At 48.9% G+C, this 15931-nt stretch carries 13 protein-coding genes; 8 read left to right on the top strand and 5 right to left on the bottom strand.

Features of this window, described 5'->3' with window-relative positions; all coding sequences use genetic code 11:
- Window positions 1-103: 103 nt before the first annotated feature.
- Together DFQ00_RS27325 and DFQ00_RS27320 are read right to left on the bottom strand one after the other, a co-directional pair.
- Window positions 104-937: an ABC transporter permease subunit gene (locus DFQ00_RS27325; protein WP_167433858.1), complete on the bottom strand. Its 834-nt coding sequence runs from the start codon at window positions 935-937 to the stop codon at window positions 104-106.
- The gene (locus tag DFQ00_RS27320) at window positions 930-1832 is read right to left on the bottom strand and encodes an ABC transporter ATP-binding protein (RefSeq protein ID WP_146236233.1); all 903 of its coding nucleotides are present in this window, start codon (window positions 1830-1832) and stop codon (window positions 930-932) included. Before DFQ00_RS27320 ends, DFQ00_RS27325 begins: the two co-directional genes overlap by 8 nt.
- A gap of 419 nt (window positions 1833-2251) precedes the next feature.
- On the opposite strand from DFQ00_RS27320, the gene DFQ00_RS27315 reads away from it, so the two are divergent.
- Window positions 2252-4087 (top strand): HSP90 family protein, encoded by a 1836-nt coding sequence (locus DFQ00_RS27315; RefSeq protein ID WP_110899579.1) that lies wholly within the window; start codon window positions 2252-2254, stop codon window positions 4085-4087.
- Window positions 4087-5142 carry a hypothetical protein gene (locus tag DFQ00_RS27310; protein WP_110899578.1) on the top strand — a complete coding sequence of 352 codons (1056 nt, stop codon included), beginning with the start codon at window positions 4087-4089 and terminating at the stop codon, window positions 5140-5142. The genes DFQ00_RS27315 and DFQ00_RS27310 overlap by 1 nt, the downstream gene beginning before the upstream one ends.
- Here DFQ00_RS27310 and DFQ00_RS27305 read toward each other — a convergent pair.
- Window positions 5131-5697 (bottom strand): DUF3169 family protein, encoded by a 567-nt coding sequence (locus tag DFQ00_RS27305; protein ID WP_167433857.1) that lies wholly within the window; start codon window positions 5695-5697, stop codon window positions 5131-5133. The two genes, DFQ00_RS27310 and DFQ00_RS27305, sit on opposite strands and share 12 nt — an antisense overlap.
- Entirely contained in the window at window positions 5681-5908 is a 228-nt protein-coding gene (locus DFQ00_RS27300; RefSeq protein WP_110899602.1) for a helix-turn-helix transcriptional regulator, read from the bottom strand. The genes DFQ00_RS27305 and DFQ00_RS27300 overlap by 17 nt, the downstream gene beginning before the upstream one ends.
- A 479-nt stretch (window positions 5909-6387) precedes the next feature.
- Here DFQ00_RS27300 and DFQ00_RS27295 point away from each other — a divergent pair, with 479 nt between their 5' ends.
- The 6 genes from DFQ00_RS27295 (at window position 6388) to DFQ00_RS27270 (ending at window position 14995) form a co-directional block, all read left to right on the top strand.
- Complete coding sequence (locus DFQ00_RS27295) at window positions 6388-7605, top strand: outer membrane lipoprotein-sorting protein (protein WP_110899601.1); 1218 nt, start codon at window positions 6388-6390, stop codon at window positions 7603-7605.
- A 375-nt stretch (window positions 7606-7980) separates the two neighbouring features.
- Window positions 7981-9168: an alanine racemase gene (alr, locus tag DFQ00_RS27290; RefSeq protein ID WP_110899576.1), complete on the top strand. Its 1188-nt coding sequence runs from the start codon at window positions 7981-7983 to the stop codon at window positions 9166-9168.
- 259 nt (window positions 9169-9427) lie between these two features.
- Window positions 9428-9709, top strand: a complete 282-nt coding sequence (locus DFQ00_RS27285) for a CopG family ribbon-helix-helix protein (protein ID WP_024630715.1) — start codon at window positions 9428-9430, stop codon at window positions 9707-9709.
- Window positions 9710-9712: 3 nt separating this feature from the next.
- Window positions 9713-10063: a type II toxin-antitoxin system PemK/MazF family toxin gene (locus tag DFQ00_RS27280; RefSeq protein WP_024630714.1), complete on the top strand. Its 351-nt coding sequence runs from the start codon at window positions 9713-9715 to the stop codon at window positions 10061-10063.
- A gap of 245 nt (window positions 10064-10308) precedes the next feature.
- Window positions 10309-12498 carry an alpha-galactosidase gene (locus DFQ00_RS27275; protein WP_110899575.1) on the top strand — a complete coding sequence of 730 codons (2190 nt, stop codon included), beginning with the start codon at window positions 10309-10311 and terminating at the stop codon, window positions 12496-12498.
- Window positions 12499-12781: 283 nt separating this feature from the next.
- Window positions 12782-14995 carry a Tex family protein gene (locus DFQ00_RS27270; protein ID WP_110899574.1) on the top strand — a complete coding sequence of 738 codons (2214 nt, stop codon included), beginning with the start codon at window positions 12782-12784 and terminating at the stop codon, window positions 14993-14995.
- Between the two features lie 431 nt (window positions 14996-15426).
- Here DFQ00_RS27270 and cmpA read toward each other — a convergent pair whose 3' ends face one another.
- Window positions 15427-15570 carry a cortex morphogenetic protein CmpA gene (gene cmpA / locus DFQ00_RS27265; protein WP_110899573.1) on the bottom strand — a complete coding sequence of 48 codons (144 nt, stop codon included), beginning with the start codon at window positions 15568-15570 and terminating at the stop codon, window positions 15427-15429.
- Between the last annotated feature and the right edge of the window lie 361 nt (window positions 15571-15931).

Genomic DNA, 15931 nt, shown 5'->3' with positions numbered 1-15931 from the left:
AGTGGGTTGTGATTAGAATGGCAAAAGAGGAACAGCCCGCATCTAGTACAAAGATGCCATAAGCCAATCCTCTTTTGGCTACACAAATTGTCTGTCACACAGCTCAGATCTGACTTTCCGCAAGCTGCTCGCGGCGATTCCAGATGGTTAACAGTCGAAGCAGTATCCAGCTCGCAAGCAGCATGAAGGCTCCGGTGCCCAGAAGCATCCAGGGGCCAATCATCAACATGCCCGTTGCCTGACCGGCAATCAGACCCAGCAAGGGCAGTACGACAAGTCCGCCGAGTTGATAGGCCTCCTGAAACCCTCGTACTTTAGCGGAGATAAGCACATTAAGCAGGATGACGGCAAGACTGCAGGTCGGAACAACCCAGAGGATCAGAATGATCCAGTTCACGTTCGGGAACATCAGCTTGTCGAACAGAGGGTACATCAGAATATTGGCAATGATGCCATAAAGGATAAATGTAATCCAGGATAATAAAATAGAGGGGATGAGAGCTGCGAGCACCTTCCCTTTGAACAATGTGTCCATGCTCATAGGTGTAAACAAAAGTGCCTCAAGTGTTTTGCGCTCCTTTTCCCCGGCGAAGCTATTTGCAGTCAGTATGCTGGAGACCATCACCGGAATGATGAGAAATAGCGGAGCGAACAAGTACAAGCCCAGATAATATACGATCCGCTGATTATCTGTGGTCATCGCAGCAAGAGAAGACATCTGACCGCCCTGCATCAAATTGTTCAATGTTTCCAAAATGACGTTGATATTGTTAATGGAATGCAGATTCATGCTGGATGCTGCCCAGATTAACGCAGAGGGCATGATGATGCCAATAATCAAGGGCACAATCAGCATAGGCAGCCACAACTGCACGCTGGATGTGACAGAACGAATATCCTTACGAATGAGCGCACGCAATGCTTGACGATTATTCATGAGCATTCGCCTCCCTGATGGCAAAGTAGATGCTTTCCAGATCATTGCCTTCCATTCGCGCCTGATACACTTGACCACGCTCGGTTAACTGCCTAAGCAGCTGTGGAATCTGTTCACGAGAGGACAACTGGAACGTGGCTGTATGCGCAGTAGCGGTTTCAGGCGAGAACATTCCGGTCTTCCAGCCGTTCGGCATATCTGCTTCCACCTCCAGCCGAGGTGCAGATTGATAACGCAGAATAATCTCCTGTTCGGTACCCTTCTCCACAATACGACCCTTCTCCATAAAAATATAATGATCACATACAGCAGACAACTGGGTCAGCACATGTGACGAGATCAGAATGGTCATGCCTTGCTCGGCATTCAGCTGGCGAATGATGCGCAGAACCATCTGGATTCCATCAGGATCAAGACCGTTGGTCGGCTCATCCAGAAAGAGAATAGAGGGGCGGTGCAGCAATACACGGGCAAGGCCCAGCCGTTTTTTCATACCCGTGCTATATGTGCCAACTTTACGATGCTGATAGTCCTGAATTTCCAGCAATTCAATCAGCTCCTTGATTCGTTCAGCAGGTTGTTTTAATCCGAATGCATCAGCGAAGAAAAGCAGGTTGTCGCGACCGCTCATATTTTCATACAAGCCGCTTTGTTCGGTCAATGTGCCGCAGATGGCAAGCACCTTCTCTGTCTCTTGTGATGTATTCATGCCCTGGATCATCACTTGGCCATGGTCGGCACCAAGTACACCGTTCATGATGCGGATCAAGGTCGTTTTACCTGACCCGTTAGGTCCGATAAGACCTGTCACGGTTCCTTGCTGAATGGTGAAGCTGACATCCATAAGGGCGGGCTGTGTGCCGAAATGTTTGGTTATGTTGCGTACTTCAATCATGTACAATCACCGTCCAATTCCTAAGTTTGCTGATTATACGTGCAGCTGGCTCCAATCGTTCAATGTAAGAATAAAAATCGTGCAACGTAAGACTAAAGAAATAGTTTTTTGCTTCTATAGTCCCGTGTTTGCAGTGCATAATTCCCCGGGAAATTTCACCAAATCGGGTCTAAGGTTTGTTTTTTTGACAAGCTGTACAGGGTATCCTTGAAAAGAAGGACTTATGTTCTCGTTTCATTGTTATTGTTAATGGATTAATGGAGTGTAGGCCCATATTTAATGTGGTCTTTGATTTATGCATCCATGTCCTTATTGCGATGCTTACATAATGGATTCGTCTAACACATCATTATACGTCGTGTAACGGCATCTCAGCTGTTACTGCTGTGTTGGACTTGGAAGGAAAGGTGAAGTGATTCATGAGTACACCCAACGAATATCGTTTTCAGGTGAACCTGAGCGGAATGATCCAGATTTTATCGAATCATCTATACAGCAGTCCGAAAGTATTTCTGCGTGAGTTGATGCAGAATGCTACAGATGCGATTACTGCTCGCAAGGAGTTGGAGCCAGGATATCAGGGAGAAGCTCGGATCGAGCTGACAGGAACCGGGGATCAATTAACGATGATGGTGGAGGACAACGGGGTAGGCCTGACCGAAGCGGACATTCATGAATTTCTGGCGATGATTGGACAATCGTCGAAGCGTGGGCAGCAGGCGCTGCTGGATGGCGAGACCTCGTTTATCGGGCGTTTTGGCATCGGGCTTCTTAGCTGTTTCATGGTCAGTCATGAGATTGTGATGTTAACGCAATCGGTCAAGGGCGGTCCGTCGATGGAGTGGCGCGGTAAGCCGGACGGTACCTATACGATCAGACAGCTGGACACACAATTGTCTCCAGGAACGAGAGTATATCTGCGTTGCACGCCAGAGGCAGCACACTATTTTGAAGCGGAGTATGTGAAGGAAGCGTTATTTTATTACGGTGCTCTGCTGCCTTATCCAGTCACATTGATTCACGACGGGGTCCAGTCGGTAGTGAACAACGATTCCCCGATCTGGCTTACACGACCTGAGCTGGCGCGTTCCTGCCGGGCGGAGGTGCTCTCTTTTGGTGAACGTCTGCTTGGTGAGAAGTTTCAGGATTTTATCCCGCTGACGACAGCTTCGGGACGTACAGGAGGGATCGCGTATGTGCTGCCGCATGCAGTGAATCTTAACGCGAAGCGGTCTCATCGGGTGTACCTGAAGCGTATGCTGATTTCGGAGAAAGCGGAGAATATTTTGCCGGACTGGGCCTTCTTTGTAAAGTGCCTGATCTGGACGGATGAACTGCAGCCAACAGCTTCAAGAGAGCATTTTTATGAAAATGAAAAGCTGGAGGAAGTGCGCTCCGAGCTCGGAGACGCCCTTCGGATGGGACTAGCCGAGATGGCTGAGCAGCAGACTGAACGGCTGCAGAAGCTGATTCGTCTGCACGCTCTTTCGATGAAGGCGCTGGCTGTTCAGGACCAGGAGTTCTACGCAATGATTCACCGCTGGCTGCCCTTCGAGACAACGAGAGGACACCGGGAACTGGGTGAGCTGATTGATGAAGGAGAGACACTGTATTACACTGGCTCCATTGATGAGTACCGTCAGATTCACCATGTGGCCTCTGCCCAGTCCATGCTGGTTGTGAACGCAGGTTATATCTACGATAAGGAACTGATGGCTACGCTGCCTGTTGTTTTGCATAACGTACAGACTGAGCGGCTGCAGCCGGATGAAGTCTCCATGACGTTTACGGATGTCGCACCAGCTGAGCGTAACCGGTATTATGACGCTCTGCGCCTGGCAGATTCGGCGCTGCAGCGTTTCCGCTGCCGGGCAGAGGTGAAGGGCTTCAAGCCAGCCGATCTGCCAGTATTGTTTACCCTTTCGCAGGAGTCATCCACGCTGCGTGCGCTGGAAAAAGCGGGCGAAGAGAGCACAGACTTGTTCTCTTCCGTTCTTGGCTCTCTCTCAGCGGGAATTCATTCCGCCGGATATTCCACATTGTATCTGAATGTGAATAATCCGATTATCAAACGGGTGCTGAATACACCGGATAACCAGATGACACCGATTGCTATCGAGATGTTGTATGTTAACGCCCTAATGATGGGGCACTATGCCATGAACAAGCAGGAGCTTGAGGTGCTGAACCAGGGCATTGTACGGTTTATAGATTGGGGTTTACGCGCAAATACAAATCATGAGGGAGATGCCTGATGAAGACAGAGATGGATTTTGAAGATTTGATGGAAGAGGCCTACCATCTGCCAAATGGTCCCGCGAAGCTTGGATTATTGGAGGAAGCAGCGAGAGTAGCCGATGTTAATGGCATGGTCGAAGAGGCGTATGAAGCACGCTCGGAGATAGTGGACGCAGCAACCTTCTGCGGGTATCCGATGAAAGCGTTGATTGCTTTCTCTTGGCAGCTAGGCAAGTTTGATCAGCAGCCAGAGCGATATGATGAAGAAACGTTGTTGTGGTCTTATAAATGGATTCTTGGCAAAATGCCCGATTTCCCGGAAATCTCACGCGAGAAGATCATGGAGCTGCTGGAGGACTTCGGAGCGCGATTCAAGTCTTATGGTTACAGTGAGCGCTCTTACTGGTATTATCGTTTCCGCATCTTTATGGATTTTGGAGAGCTGGAGGAAGCGGGGCGCAGCTATGACAGGTTCAGAACGCTAGACCGTGATTACATGAGTGACTGCGAGGCGTGTGAGCAGGATGAGATTATGCGTTATTATATATTAAAAGGCGACGACGAGAAGGTGCTGGAGGCTGCAAAGCCTATTCTCAAAGGACGTATGAGTTGTGCAGAGATCCCACATCTGACCTTGTCCGAAGTGCTGATGCCGCTGTATCGTCTGGGGCAGACGGAGGAGGCCGATAAACATCAGGTCAAGGGGTATCGTATGATCAAAGGCGAAAATGATTTCGTGCAAAGCTTTGCCGAGCAGCTTGAATATCTCACACTGACTAATCCAGCCAAAGGCATTGATATTCTCGAAGAAACACTGGTGCTCGCAGCAGAGCATGAAGACGTGTATGCCAAAATGATGTATTATGCGAAGGCCGCTCCGTTATTGCGGCGCTGGACTGAAGAAAAAGACTCAGAAGGGTATCGCCTGCGTCTGCCAGCTTCCTTCCCGTATGAGGGAGATCCGGGAGATTTGCTCAAGCTCGCAGATTATTTTGAAGAATATGCCCGGACAGTTGCTACCAAGTTTGATCAGCGTAACGGAAACACACATATATCCTCTTTAATTGCATAACAGAAAGGCTTGTTCATACAAGGAGAAATCCTTGTGAACAAGCCTGTAACGATTGTAACGCTTGATCGTCAGACTCTGCATTACAACGACAATGATTACAGCAATACAGGCCACCACCAGATTTCCAAGTGTAAAGAGGTTCGGAGACTGAGACAGATGTCTGCTGGATGCAAATAATGACAGGGACAGTGCGGCCCAGGCAAATGAGGAGATGATGCTGAACGTGTTAACCATCATGGCACTGCTAAGTGAACGCTCGGCAGGAGAGATCAAGGAGCTATCGTTACCTGTATAATCCGCTTCATCTTCTTCTGGACGAACCGATGGTGTACGAGCGAGACTGATGATGTTCCAGATCAGTGTCACAAGTACGACCAGAGCGACAAGGGCAAATAGCAGGTCGTAATCGTAATACACGGATAAGGTCCAGTTCAGGTCAGAAGGGAGTTTCCTTAGTGTAGCCGAGACGCTGAAACCAACAACAGCACCGCCAGCTGCATAGAGCGGAAGCCGCATTCTTTTTTTCCAGGATGGGGAATTAGCTGTCTGATTCATGTGCATATCCACCTTTCAACTCGAATATTTTTTCAACGGACTCGCCGAAAACATGAGCTATTTTCAAAGCCAGAACAACGGAGGGAGAATAATCTCCGCGTTCAATCAAAGCAATCGTTTGACGCGATGCACCGATAAGTTTTGCCAGTTCAGCCTGGGACAAACGGTCTCTCGCCCGGAATTCCCGAACATGATTATGTAATTCTTCCACATACTCACCTCCATGCACATAATGTATATGATTATTATTAAAATGTAAACTATAATAAACAAAATGATAATGATTATTTACGTTTTGTTTTGTGAGTCTGGTAAACACAATTGGTTTGGCATGGGGCTCAAGCACAAAAGGTGCGGCTACTGAAGCTGCATGCTGATCCTCGTTGACTTCAAATGTGAAATCCATATGCAAACCAAACAGGGCGAATGAGACGGAGAACGTATGCTTGCCAACCTATTGCATAGGCATGTCCATATTGTTCAATCTCGTCTGCAGCCCCTGATCCGTCTCAAGTACGAGCAAATCTGACGGAGTTGCCTGTTTATCCTGTGTTTTCACAGCCTCGGGCATTGCTTGTCAAACTAGTCCGCATATATCGAACAAGTCCCTCATAACATGTACTAATCAAGTAGGGGTTCTGCTGTATGCACAATCCTGAAGTGAAAACATGTGCTAAAGGGGATGATGTCATGCGCCGAATATCATGGATGCTTGCCATGGTATTGGTCTTATCGGCCTTACTTGCCGCCTGCGGGAAGAAGGATGCGGCAGCTGTGGTCAAGGATCTGAACGAAGTCGTTGGAGAGATGGAGAGTTACCAGGGAGCAGGCGTCATGACGCTGCATACCGGAGAAACACCGCAGCAGTACAAGGTCGAGGTATGGCATCAGAAGCCTTCCTATTATCGTATTGCTCTGACCAATGCCAAGAAGGACATCACGCAGATTGTGCTCCGTAATGATGAAGGCGTGTTTGTACTGACACCGAGTCAAAACAAAAGCTTCCGCTTCCAAAGCGATTGGCCGGATAATCAGGGTCAGGTGTATTTGTACGAAACGTTGATTCGCAGCATTACCGGAGATACAACCCGTCAGTTTGCAGATGAAAAAGAGAGCTATGTATTTGATGTCGCAGCCAACTACAATACACATGCACTGGTCAGACAGAAAATCTGGCTGAACAAAAGTGATTACGCTCCGAAACAGGTGGAGGTATCCGACTCCAATGCCAATGTTGTTGTAGACGTGAAATTTGATAGCTTCAAATTCGGAGCTGATTTTGGCAAAGATGCCTTTGATATGCAGCGTAATATGACGGCTGCAACGGAAGAGGGCAATAAAACAGGAACAGATGCAGGTGTGGCTCCGGGTGAGAAAACGGATGATGCGGGAGCGCAGCAGCCTGCCGACCCACAGGCTAAGCAAGGTGCAGACGGAGCTGTCAGTGACGGGCAATCTGGTATAAGTGAAGGGTCTGGGCAGCAAGCAGTAGAAGGTAGTGAAGGTTCATCAGGAGCAGCAAGTGAGCAGAACGGTGAAGAGCCTACCTTGGCTGAACCGAAAGAATCAGACAGCTTTGGTGTCATTCAGCCAACCTATGCACCCGAAGGAGTCAAACTGAAGGATGATCAGATTTTGGAGGAAGCCGGAGACTATTCCGTCCTGCTTCGTTACGAGGGAACTTATAACTACACGATATTTGAAGCAAGACCTCAAGATCGCGCCGTGTCCCTTGCTCCTTCACGTCTGGTTGATCTGGGATTCACCGCGGGTATGATTAGCGGAGATGCCTTACAGACACTGACATGGACCGTCGATGGCGTGGAGTACCGCATTACCAGCGCCGATTTGCCTGAGAATGAGATGGTGCGTATTGCGACCTCCATGCAGGAAGAGTCAGGTAAATAAAAGGACACGCATAGCGGTCTGGTCATAAGGAATGCTAAAGAGCATCGGAGATATCGTTTCTCCGGTGCTCTGTTTCGTTTCAGCACAGAAGACCCGCCAAGTCCAATCTAAATAAACAAAACACGCTTCTATGCGGACTGAAGCGGGTAATAAGTCGATGTAAGCAGAATATAATTTAGGTGCGCCCTACATTCAGGACGCAACAGATTATATCGTTTGATGGTCTTCTTCTGTGCTTGATTAGGGTGATCAGCAGACTCACGCAGCATAGGGGCAGAGCTGTGAAATTTCTGTTCATTTGACAGTCACATGCTGTAGCATTACGATGGAGTCTGACGTGAGCCGGATTAAGAAGATTAGAGAAGGTGACTTAACGTGCAAGGACAATATCGGCCGACTCAGGCGGAGATTAATTTGGATCATCTGCGAAGCAACGTAACGGCTTTCCGTGAAGCTTTGCCTGAGAGGACAAAATTTCTCGCCTGTGTTAAAGCTAACGCTTATGGGCACGGCGCGGTGGAGACTGCCCGAGAACTGGAACGACTGGGTGTGGATTATTTAAGCGTGGCTTTTCTTGACGAAGCGCTTGAACTGCGTCTGCACGGTATTACAAGTCCGATTCTGGTGTTGGGGTATACGCCGCCTGAGGGAATCGCTGCTGCGTGGCAACACGATGTAACCATCACATTGTTTAGCAGAGAAGTGCTTGAAGCGATTAAACAACAAGACGCGGGTACATTTGCAAACAAGCTGAAAGTGCATATCAAAATTGATAGCGGTATGGGCAGACTGGGTCTGTTGCCTGACCATGAGGCCATCGAATTTATACAGGAAGTGTCCTCACTGGATCAGGTTATGCTTGAAGGTATGTTTACTCACTATGCCAAAGCAGATGAACAAGACAAGACCTATACACTGGAGCAGTATCAACGATTCCAGAGCGTTGCACAGACGCTTAGGGATCAGGGGTGTGTCATCCCGATCATACATACGGCGAACAGTGCCGCTGCTATTGATACACCTGAATTATCGTATGATATGGTGCGTGTAGGCATCAGCCTGTATGGGCTTTATCCTTCCACTGAGGTGAATCATCAGGTAGTGAAGCTGCTCCCGGTATTGACACTGAAGACCAAAGCGGTTCTGGTTAAAACACTGCCCCCACATTGGGGAATCAGTTACGGAACCCGCTATTTTACGCAGGAAAATGAACGAATAGCGACCTTGCCTATCGGATATGCAGATGGATTTTCAAGAATGCTGACAGGTAAAGCACAAGTCCTTGTGCGTGGCCGACGCGTTCCGGTTGTAGGTACAATCTGCATGGACCAGTGCATGGTGTCGCTGCAATCTTTCGCACAGGAGGCGGAAGAAATTCAAGCCGGCGAAGAGGTTGTTCTCATCGGTCACCAGTTGGACGGGGTTATTACCGCCAGCGAGGTGGCAGACCAGCTAGGTACGATTGACTATGAAGTGATCTGCATGATGGCACATCGCATTCCCCGGGTGTATACCCGTGGTGGAGAGATCGTCGCCAGAATGAATCCACTTTTGACAAGCTGATTCGCTAATTGCACATGATTACCAGCAAACTTTTTTTCAGAACAGAAGGAAAACTGTCGGCGCATCGCGAATTATGTACGATATTCGGATTTAAATTCTGAAATGCGATGTTTGGTCTGTACGAATAATGTTTCCCGTGTTTATAATGGAGTACAGCATACTTGATATACGCGGGGCATATATATTCCTTTGTATAAAAGTTCTGGAAAAGCGTAATACTGGTTCACAATGGCGAAAGGTTTGTGGGGGTGGAAGAAAGGTGGCCAACTTGCAGAACACCAAGCGGATTATGATCAGTTTGCCTGATTATCTTTTGCAGGAAGTGGATGGCATCGTAGCGCTGGAGAATTCCAACCGCAGCGAATTGATTAGGCAAGCAATGAAGCTGTATTTGACGGAGCGGAAGAAACGTTATATCCGTGAATCAATGCAGCGAGGATACATGGAGATGGCGAAGATTAATCTGACCATGGCATCCGAAGCCTTTCACGCGGAGGAAGATGCGGACAGCACTCTGGACCGCTTAGTTAGCGGGGTGTAGACAGTGATCGTAAAACGTGGTGACGTTTTTTTTGCGGATCTTTCTCCCGTTGTCGGTTCCGAGCAAGGTGGAGTCAGGCCGGTTCTGGTGATCCAGAACGATATCGGCAACCGGTTCAGTCCAACGTGTATCGTGGCGGCTATTACCGCTCAGATTCAGAAGGCAAAGCTGCCAACGCATGTCGAGATTGATGCGGCTGCGCATGGCTTTGACCGGGACTCGGTGATTTTGCTCGAACAGATTCGGACAATTGATAAGCAAAGGCTGACTGACAAGATTACGCATCTGGATGAGGAGACCATGAAATTGGTCAACGAAGCGTTGCAGATCAGCTTGGGCTTGATTGATTTTTAGGGCGACAGGAGTGTGCTATTTGCACGTTCCGGCCTGTTCGTAGACAACGGATGTTCCTGCGAGGGAACACACAATTTCAGAATGTAATCAGAAGAGCGTATAATACCTTTCGAGGTGTTGTGCGCTCTTTTGATTAATAAGTGATGAAATGCATGAAAGCGTAGAACAATGATTATATTTTCGCTATAATGAAACCTGAGAAACCGTTTACCCGAAAGACCTATATAGATAGATGGAGGAGACATATGAGCATTTACATCAATCAAGACAAACTTCAGTTCCATTTACAGACCCGTGAGGCGAGTTACGTACTTCAAGTGCTGCCTTCGGGATATTTGGTGCATTTGTATTATGGCAAAAAATTGCGTGATACCGACCTGAGCTGGCTTCATGTACGGACGGAAAGAGCATCCTTCAGCCCAAACCCGGTGCCTGAGGATCGCACAATCTCGTTTGATACCCTGCCAGTGGAGCTGCCCGTCTATGGTACGAGTGATTTCCGCAACCCGGCAGTTCAACTGGAGCTGGAGAATGGCTCATCGGTATCCGAGTTTACGTATAAGACTCACCGAGTGGTCAAAGGGAAAGAGGCGTTAGCGGGACTTCCTGCAACGTATGTTGAATCCGAGGATGAAGCAGACACACTGATTATCGAGATGCAGGACAAGGTGTCCGGCGTTAAAATTGAACTGATGTATACTGCGTTCACTGCCTTTAATGCAATTACACGTTCGATGCGTATCGTAAATGAGAGCGCTAACGTGGTTAATGTGCTGCGTGCTCTTAGTTCTTCGGTAGATCTGCCACATGCGAATTATGAGCTTCTTCAGCTCTCTGGTGCATGGACCCGTGAACGTGATATCGTTCGCCGTCCGCTCGCTTCCGGTTTGCAGGGCATTGAGAGCCGCCGGGGAGCCAGCAGTCATCAGCAGAATCCGTTTATTGCCCTGATGACACCGGGAACGGACGAAGATCATGGCGAAGTATACGGCTTCAGTCTAGTGTATAGCGGAAGCTTCACCGCACAGGCGGAAGTGGACCAGTTCTTTACGACACGTGTATCGGTTGGTATCAATCCGTTTGAATTCAGCTGGAAGCTGGAGCCGCAGGAATCGTTCCAGACACCGGAGACGGTGATGGTTTACTCAGCAACTGGTCTGGATGGTATGTCCCAATCCTACCACGAGCTGTACCGTGAACGTCTGGCACGTGGACAATTCCGTAATGCGGAGCGTCCGGTGCTGGTAAACAACTGGGAGGCAACGTATTTTAACTTCAATGCGGACAAAATCGAGCAGATTGCACGTGCCGGTCAACAGCTGGGCATTGAATTATTCGTGCTGGATGATGGCTGGTTCGGTCATCGGGACAGCGACAACTCGTCGTTGGGGGACTGGATTGTAGACAAGAACAAGTTGCCTCAGGGGCTGGATGATCTCGTTAACCGTGTAACAGGTCTTGATATGCAGTTTGGTCTGTGGTTCGAGCCGGAGATGATCTCGCCAGACAGTGAGCTGTATCGTGCGCATCCCGACTGGTGTCTGCATGTGCCGGATCGCCGCCGCACCGAAGGAAGACAGCAGCTTGTGCTGGACTTCTCCCGTCAGGACGTGCGTGACGAGATCGTGCGTATGCTATCCGATGTTCTGGGGTCTGCACCAATCACTTATGTGAAATGGGACATGAACCGAAGCATGACAGAGGTGGGCTCTGCCTTGCTACCGGCGGACAGACAACGTGAAACGGCTCATCGCTACATGCTCGGATTGTATGAAGTAATGGAGCGTATCGTTACTGCCTTCCCGAATATTTTGTTCGAAAGCTGCTCTGGCGGTGGTGGACGTTTTGACCCGGGTATGCTGTACTACATGCCTCAGGCATGGACCAGCGATAATACGGATGCGATTTCCCGTTTGCGGATTCAATACGGGACAAGTCTTGTATACCCTGTCAGCTCCATGGGATCACATATTTCAGCTGTGCCTAATCATCAGGTGAACCGGATCACGTCTTTGGAAATTCGCGGTCATGTTGCCATGTCAGGCAACTTCGGGTATGAGCTGGATCTGACCAAGTTCACCGAGGAAGAGAATGCGATTGTGAAGGCGCAGGTTGAGCTGTACAAGGAAATTCGCAGCACTGTGCAATATGGTAAATTCCGCCGTTTGCTTAGCCCGTTTGAAGGCAATGAGACGGCATGGATGTTTATCTCACAGGACGGCAGTGAAGTGATTGTATTCTACTTCCGTGTGCTCTCTGAACCGAATGCACAACTTCAGCGTTTGAAGTTGAAAGGACTTGAACCGGATGCCGACTATCGTCTGAAAGGCGGATCAGAGACATTCTCAGGCGATGCCTTGATGTACGGCGGTATTGCTGTAGGTAGCGAGTCGGGAGACTATCTGAGCGAAATGTTCCGCTTTGAACGTGTGTAATACGAAATGAATAACGTTTAGAACGATGTAGATCAAGGGCGTCCATGGTGACGTTCTTGGTCTTTTTTTCTGTCTGACGGGGAAGTATGAAAGATAGCATAACAACGCAACGGGAAGCATGCCTGCGGAAGGATAGAAATTTAAACGCAATTTTGTGATAATATAGGGTAGAGTGTGAACTAAGCTGGATGAGCTTATACGATCAACTATTACTGTTATTACAGCAGCAGAGCTGCCCTGAAATGAGAAGCATGAACGATTCAGGAAGGAAAGAGGGATTTATTTGTCTGATCAGGAAACGGTTCTGGGACCCAATGAAGAAACATTGAAGGCGGAACGCCAAGAACGAATCATCAAACAGGTAGCCAAGGAACTGTCACTGTCTTTGAAGCAGGTCCGCACGACGTCGGAACTGCTGGAAGAAGGTAATACGATTCCGTTTATTGCGCGTTACCGTAAAGAAATGACTGGAGAATTGGATGAAAATCAGCTGCGCCAGATCGAAGAACGGCTCGTATATCTTCGTAACTTGGAGGACCGCAAGCTGGAGGTCATTCGTATTATAGAGGAGCAGGGCAAGCTTACCAAAGAGCTGGAGAAATCCATTACCCAAGCGGTCAAGCTGCAGGAAGTGGAGGATCTGTACCGTCCTTATCGTCAGAAACGGAAAACCCGTGCCAGTGTCGCGAAGGAAAAAGGTCTGGAGCCGCTTGCGGTATGGATCTGGGAACAGCCTAAGCAGGGAGAAGTGCTTCAAGAGGCTGCGCGTTACATCAATGCAGAACTGGGCGTTGACGATGCGGAGTCTGCATTGCAAGGGGCGAAGGACATTCTCGCTGAAAGCATTGCCGATGATGCAGCCATTCGTGCCTGGATTCGCAGATATACGCTGGATCATGGCATGCTGACTTCAGAGGCCAAAGATACCGAGCAGGAGTCGGTATATGAGAATTATTATAGTTATCGAGAATTAGCAAAAAAAATGCCGCCACACCGTATTCTTGCGATTAACCGTGGAGAGCGCGAAGGTATTCTCAAGGTTGGGCTGGATGTTCCGTCCGAGCCGGCTCACCGTCATATGGAGGGACAGATTATCCGCGGAGCTTCTGCGGTACAGGACATTTTGCGTGCTGTGATGGAGGATGCATACAAACGGTTGATTGCACCCTCCATTGAGCGTGAAGTGCGTGCTGAACTGACGGAAAAAGGGGAGAATCAGGCGATTTCGGTATTCTCTGCAAATCTGCGCAACCTGTTGTTACAGCCACCGATTCATGGTAAACGTGTACTCGGTGTCGATCCTGCGTATCGTACAGGCTGTAAACTGGCGGTTGTAGATGATACAGGCAAGCTGCTGGAGGTGGCTGTAACCTACCCGACGCCTCCGCACAACAAGAAAAAGGAAGCAGCGGAGGTATTCCACCGCATGATCAAGCAGTACGATATCGGATTGATCGTTATCGGTAACGGAACCGGATCACGGGAAACGGAGCAGTTTGTAGCCGAGATTATTCAGGAGAACGGCGACGAAAGCCTGGTGTACCTGATTGTTAACGAGGCTGGTGCAAGTGTGTATTCCGCTTCCAAGCTTGCCCAAGAGGAGTTTCCTGATCTGGATGTTGCTGAGCGCAGCGCGGCTTCGATTGCTCGCCGAGTGCAGGACCCACTGGCTGAGCTGGTCAAAATTGATCCAAAGGCAATCGGTGTAGGTCAGTATCAGCATGACGTGTCCCAGAAGGTTCTGGAAGAGAGCCTGAAGGCGGTTGTGGAATCTGCGGTTAACCATGTCGGCGTCGATGTAAACACGGCTTCGCCTTCCTTGCTGTCCTATGTAGCCGGGGTCAATGCAACTATTGCGAAAAACATCGTTAAATATCGTGAAGAGAATGGACGCTTCACGAACCGTCGTCAGCTGCAGAAGGTGCCTCGTCTGGGTGCCAAAACATATGAGCAATGCGTAGGCTTTATGCGCATTTCAGAAGGGGAGAATCCGCTGGATCGCACGCCAATTCACCCTGAATCGTATAAGGTTGTAGACCAGCTGTTCAAGGAGCTTCAGATCGAGCTGGACAAGCTTGGAAGCAAAGAATTATCCGTGCTCCTGTCTGAGCAACAGACAGAGCAATTGGCTGTGAAGCTCAATGTAGGTGTGCCTACGCTGCGCGATATTCTGGACAGCCTGCAGCGTCCTGGTCGTGATCCGCGTGAAGAGATGCCGCTGCCGATCTTCCGCACGGATGTGCTGAAAATTGAAGATCTGGTGGAAGGTATGGAGCTGCAGGGCACTGTGCGCAACGTAATTGACTTCGGTGCTTTCGTGGACATCGGGATCAAGAGCGACGGGCTGGTTCATATATCTCAGCTGAGTAACGGGTATGTCAAACATCCGATGGATGTCGTATCTGTTGGTGATAATGTAACGGTTTGGGTTATGAATGTGGATACCAAAAAGGGTCGTGTTGGCCTGACCATGAAAAAACCCGCATCTGCAAAGTAACTCTGTAGCTCGATTCTTCAGCCCTGGAACGATACGCAAGCCTGACTGGATGACTGAACGTGCAGCGAAAATGGCCGTAGGTCATGTGGTGTGCGAGCAGGGAATAGAGAAAAGGTATGGCATGATGTGATGTGCGGGCACCATGGTGGAGATGTGAAGCGTACTGAGCATGACTAGCATATGATATTGTGAACGCATGAAAGGGCACAGCCTTCCCGAATCGGGAAGGCTGTTTGCTGTTAAGTATTTACGTCCGTTATGCTCTGATACGGAATGGCTGCTTTGGTGTGACATGGTATGGAATGGAGGAGGAGCTCAAGCCCTGAGGTGAGGCGCTCGGCGAGGTGATGCCGGAATAAGGCCAGCCCGAAGCGCAAAACCAGGTTAAAGCAGAAATCATCAGGGGAGGCCAGCTTTTTTGAAAGGCCAGCTTAAATTTCATTCTCCACGCTGCGCTGCGAACTGTTCGCAGGCTTGCTGCGATAGAAATACCAGCATTCGTTCAGCAGCTTGATCTGGCGACTGTCCTTTTTGTGAAACGCTCGCATAAGCTGGTTGCAGAGCCATTGAGGCAAAGGAATCTCCTCCTTTTGCATAATTCATCTGTACGTTAGCATATGTAGCAATAGCCTGGACTGTGCGAGATTACTCAAGGTCAACCGAAAATGGTCAGTATGTGCCGGGCCATTAGGAATAGACATGTATGTTCTTGAAGTCTAACGATCTTCAGAAACGTTATCGGGGGAAATTACATGTTTTTATTTTCTAGCTATGATGAACGTAAACAAGGATAGCCCCCACATATTGCTGAGCATCGTAGGTTAAAATGGAAAGTGTCAATACCACCATTTCAGAGCTACACAGCAAAGGAGAGCTATCACTATGCAGTCTACCACAAAATTCATCGGTTTAGATGTGTCCAAAGAAAAAATTTCG

Origin of the sequence: Paenibacillus barcinonensis (assembly GCF_003217495.1) — a bacterium.
GTDB classification, from domain to species: Bacteria; Bacillota; Bacilli; order Paenibacillales; family Paenibacillaceae; genus Paenibacillus; species Paenibacillus barcinonensis.
The sequence above is the reverse complement of the archived record's forward strand: the minus strand, read 5'-3'. Positions and strand labels throughout refer to the sequence as shown.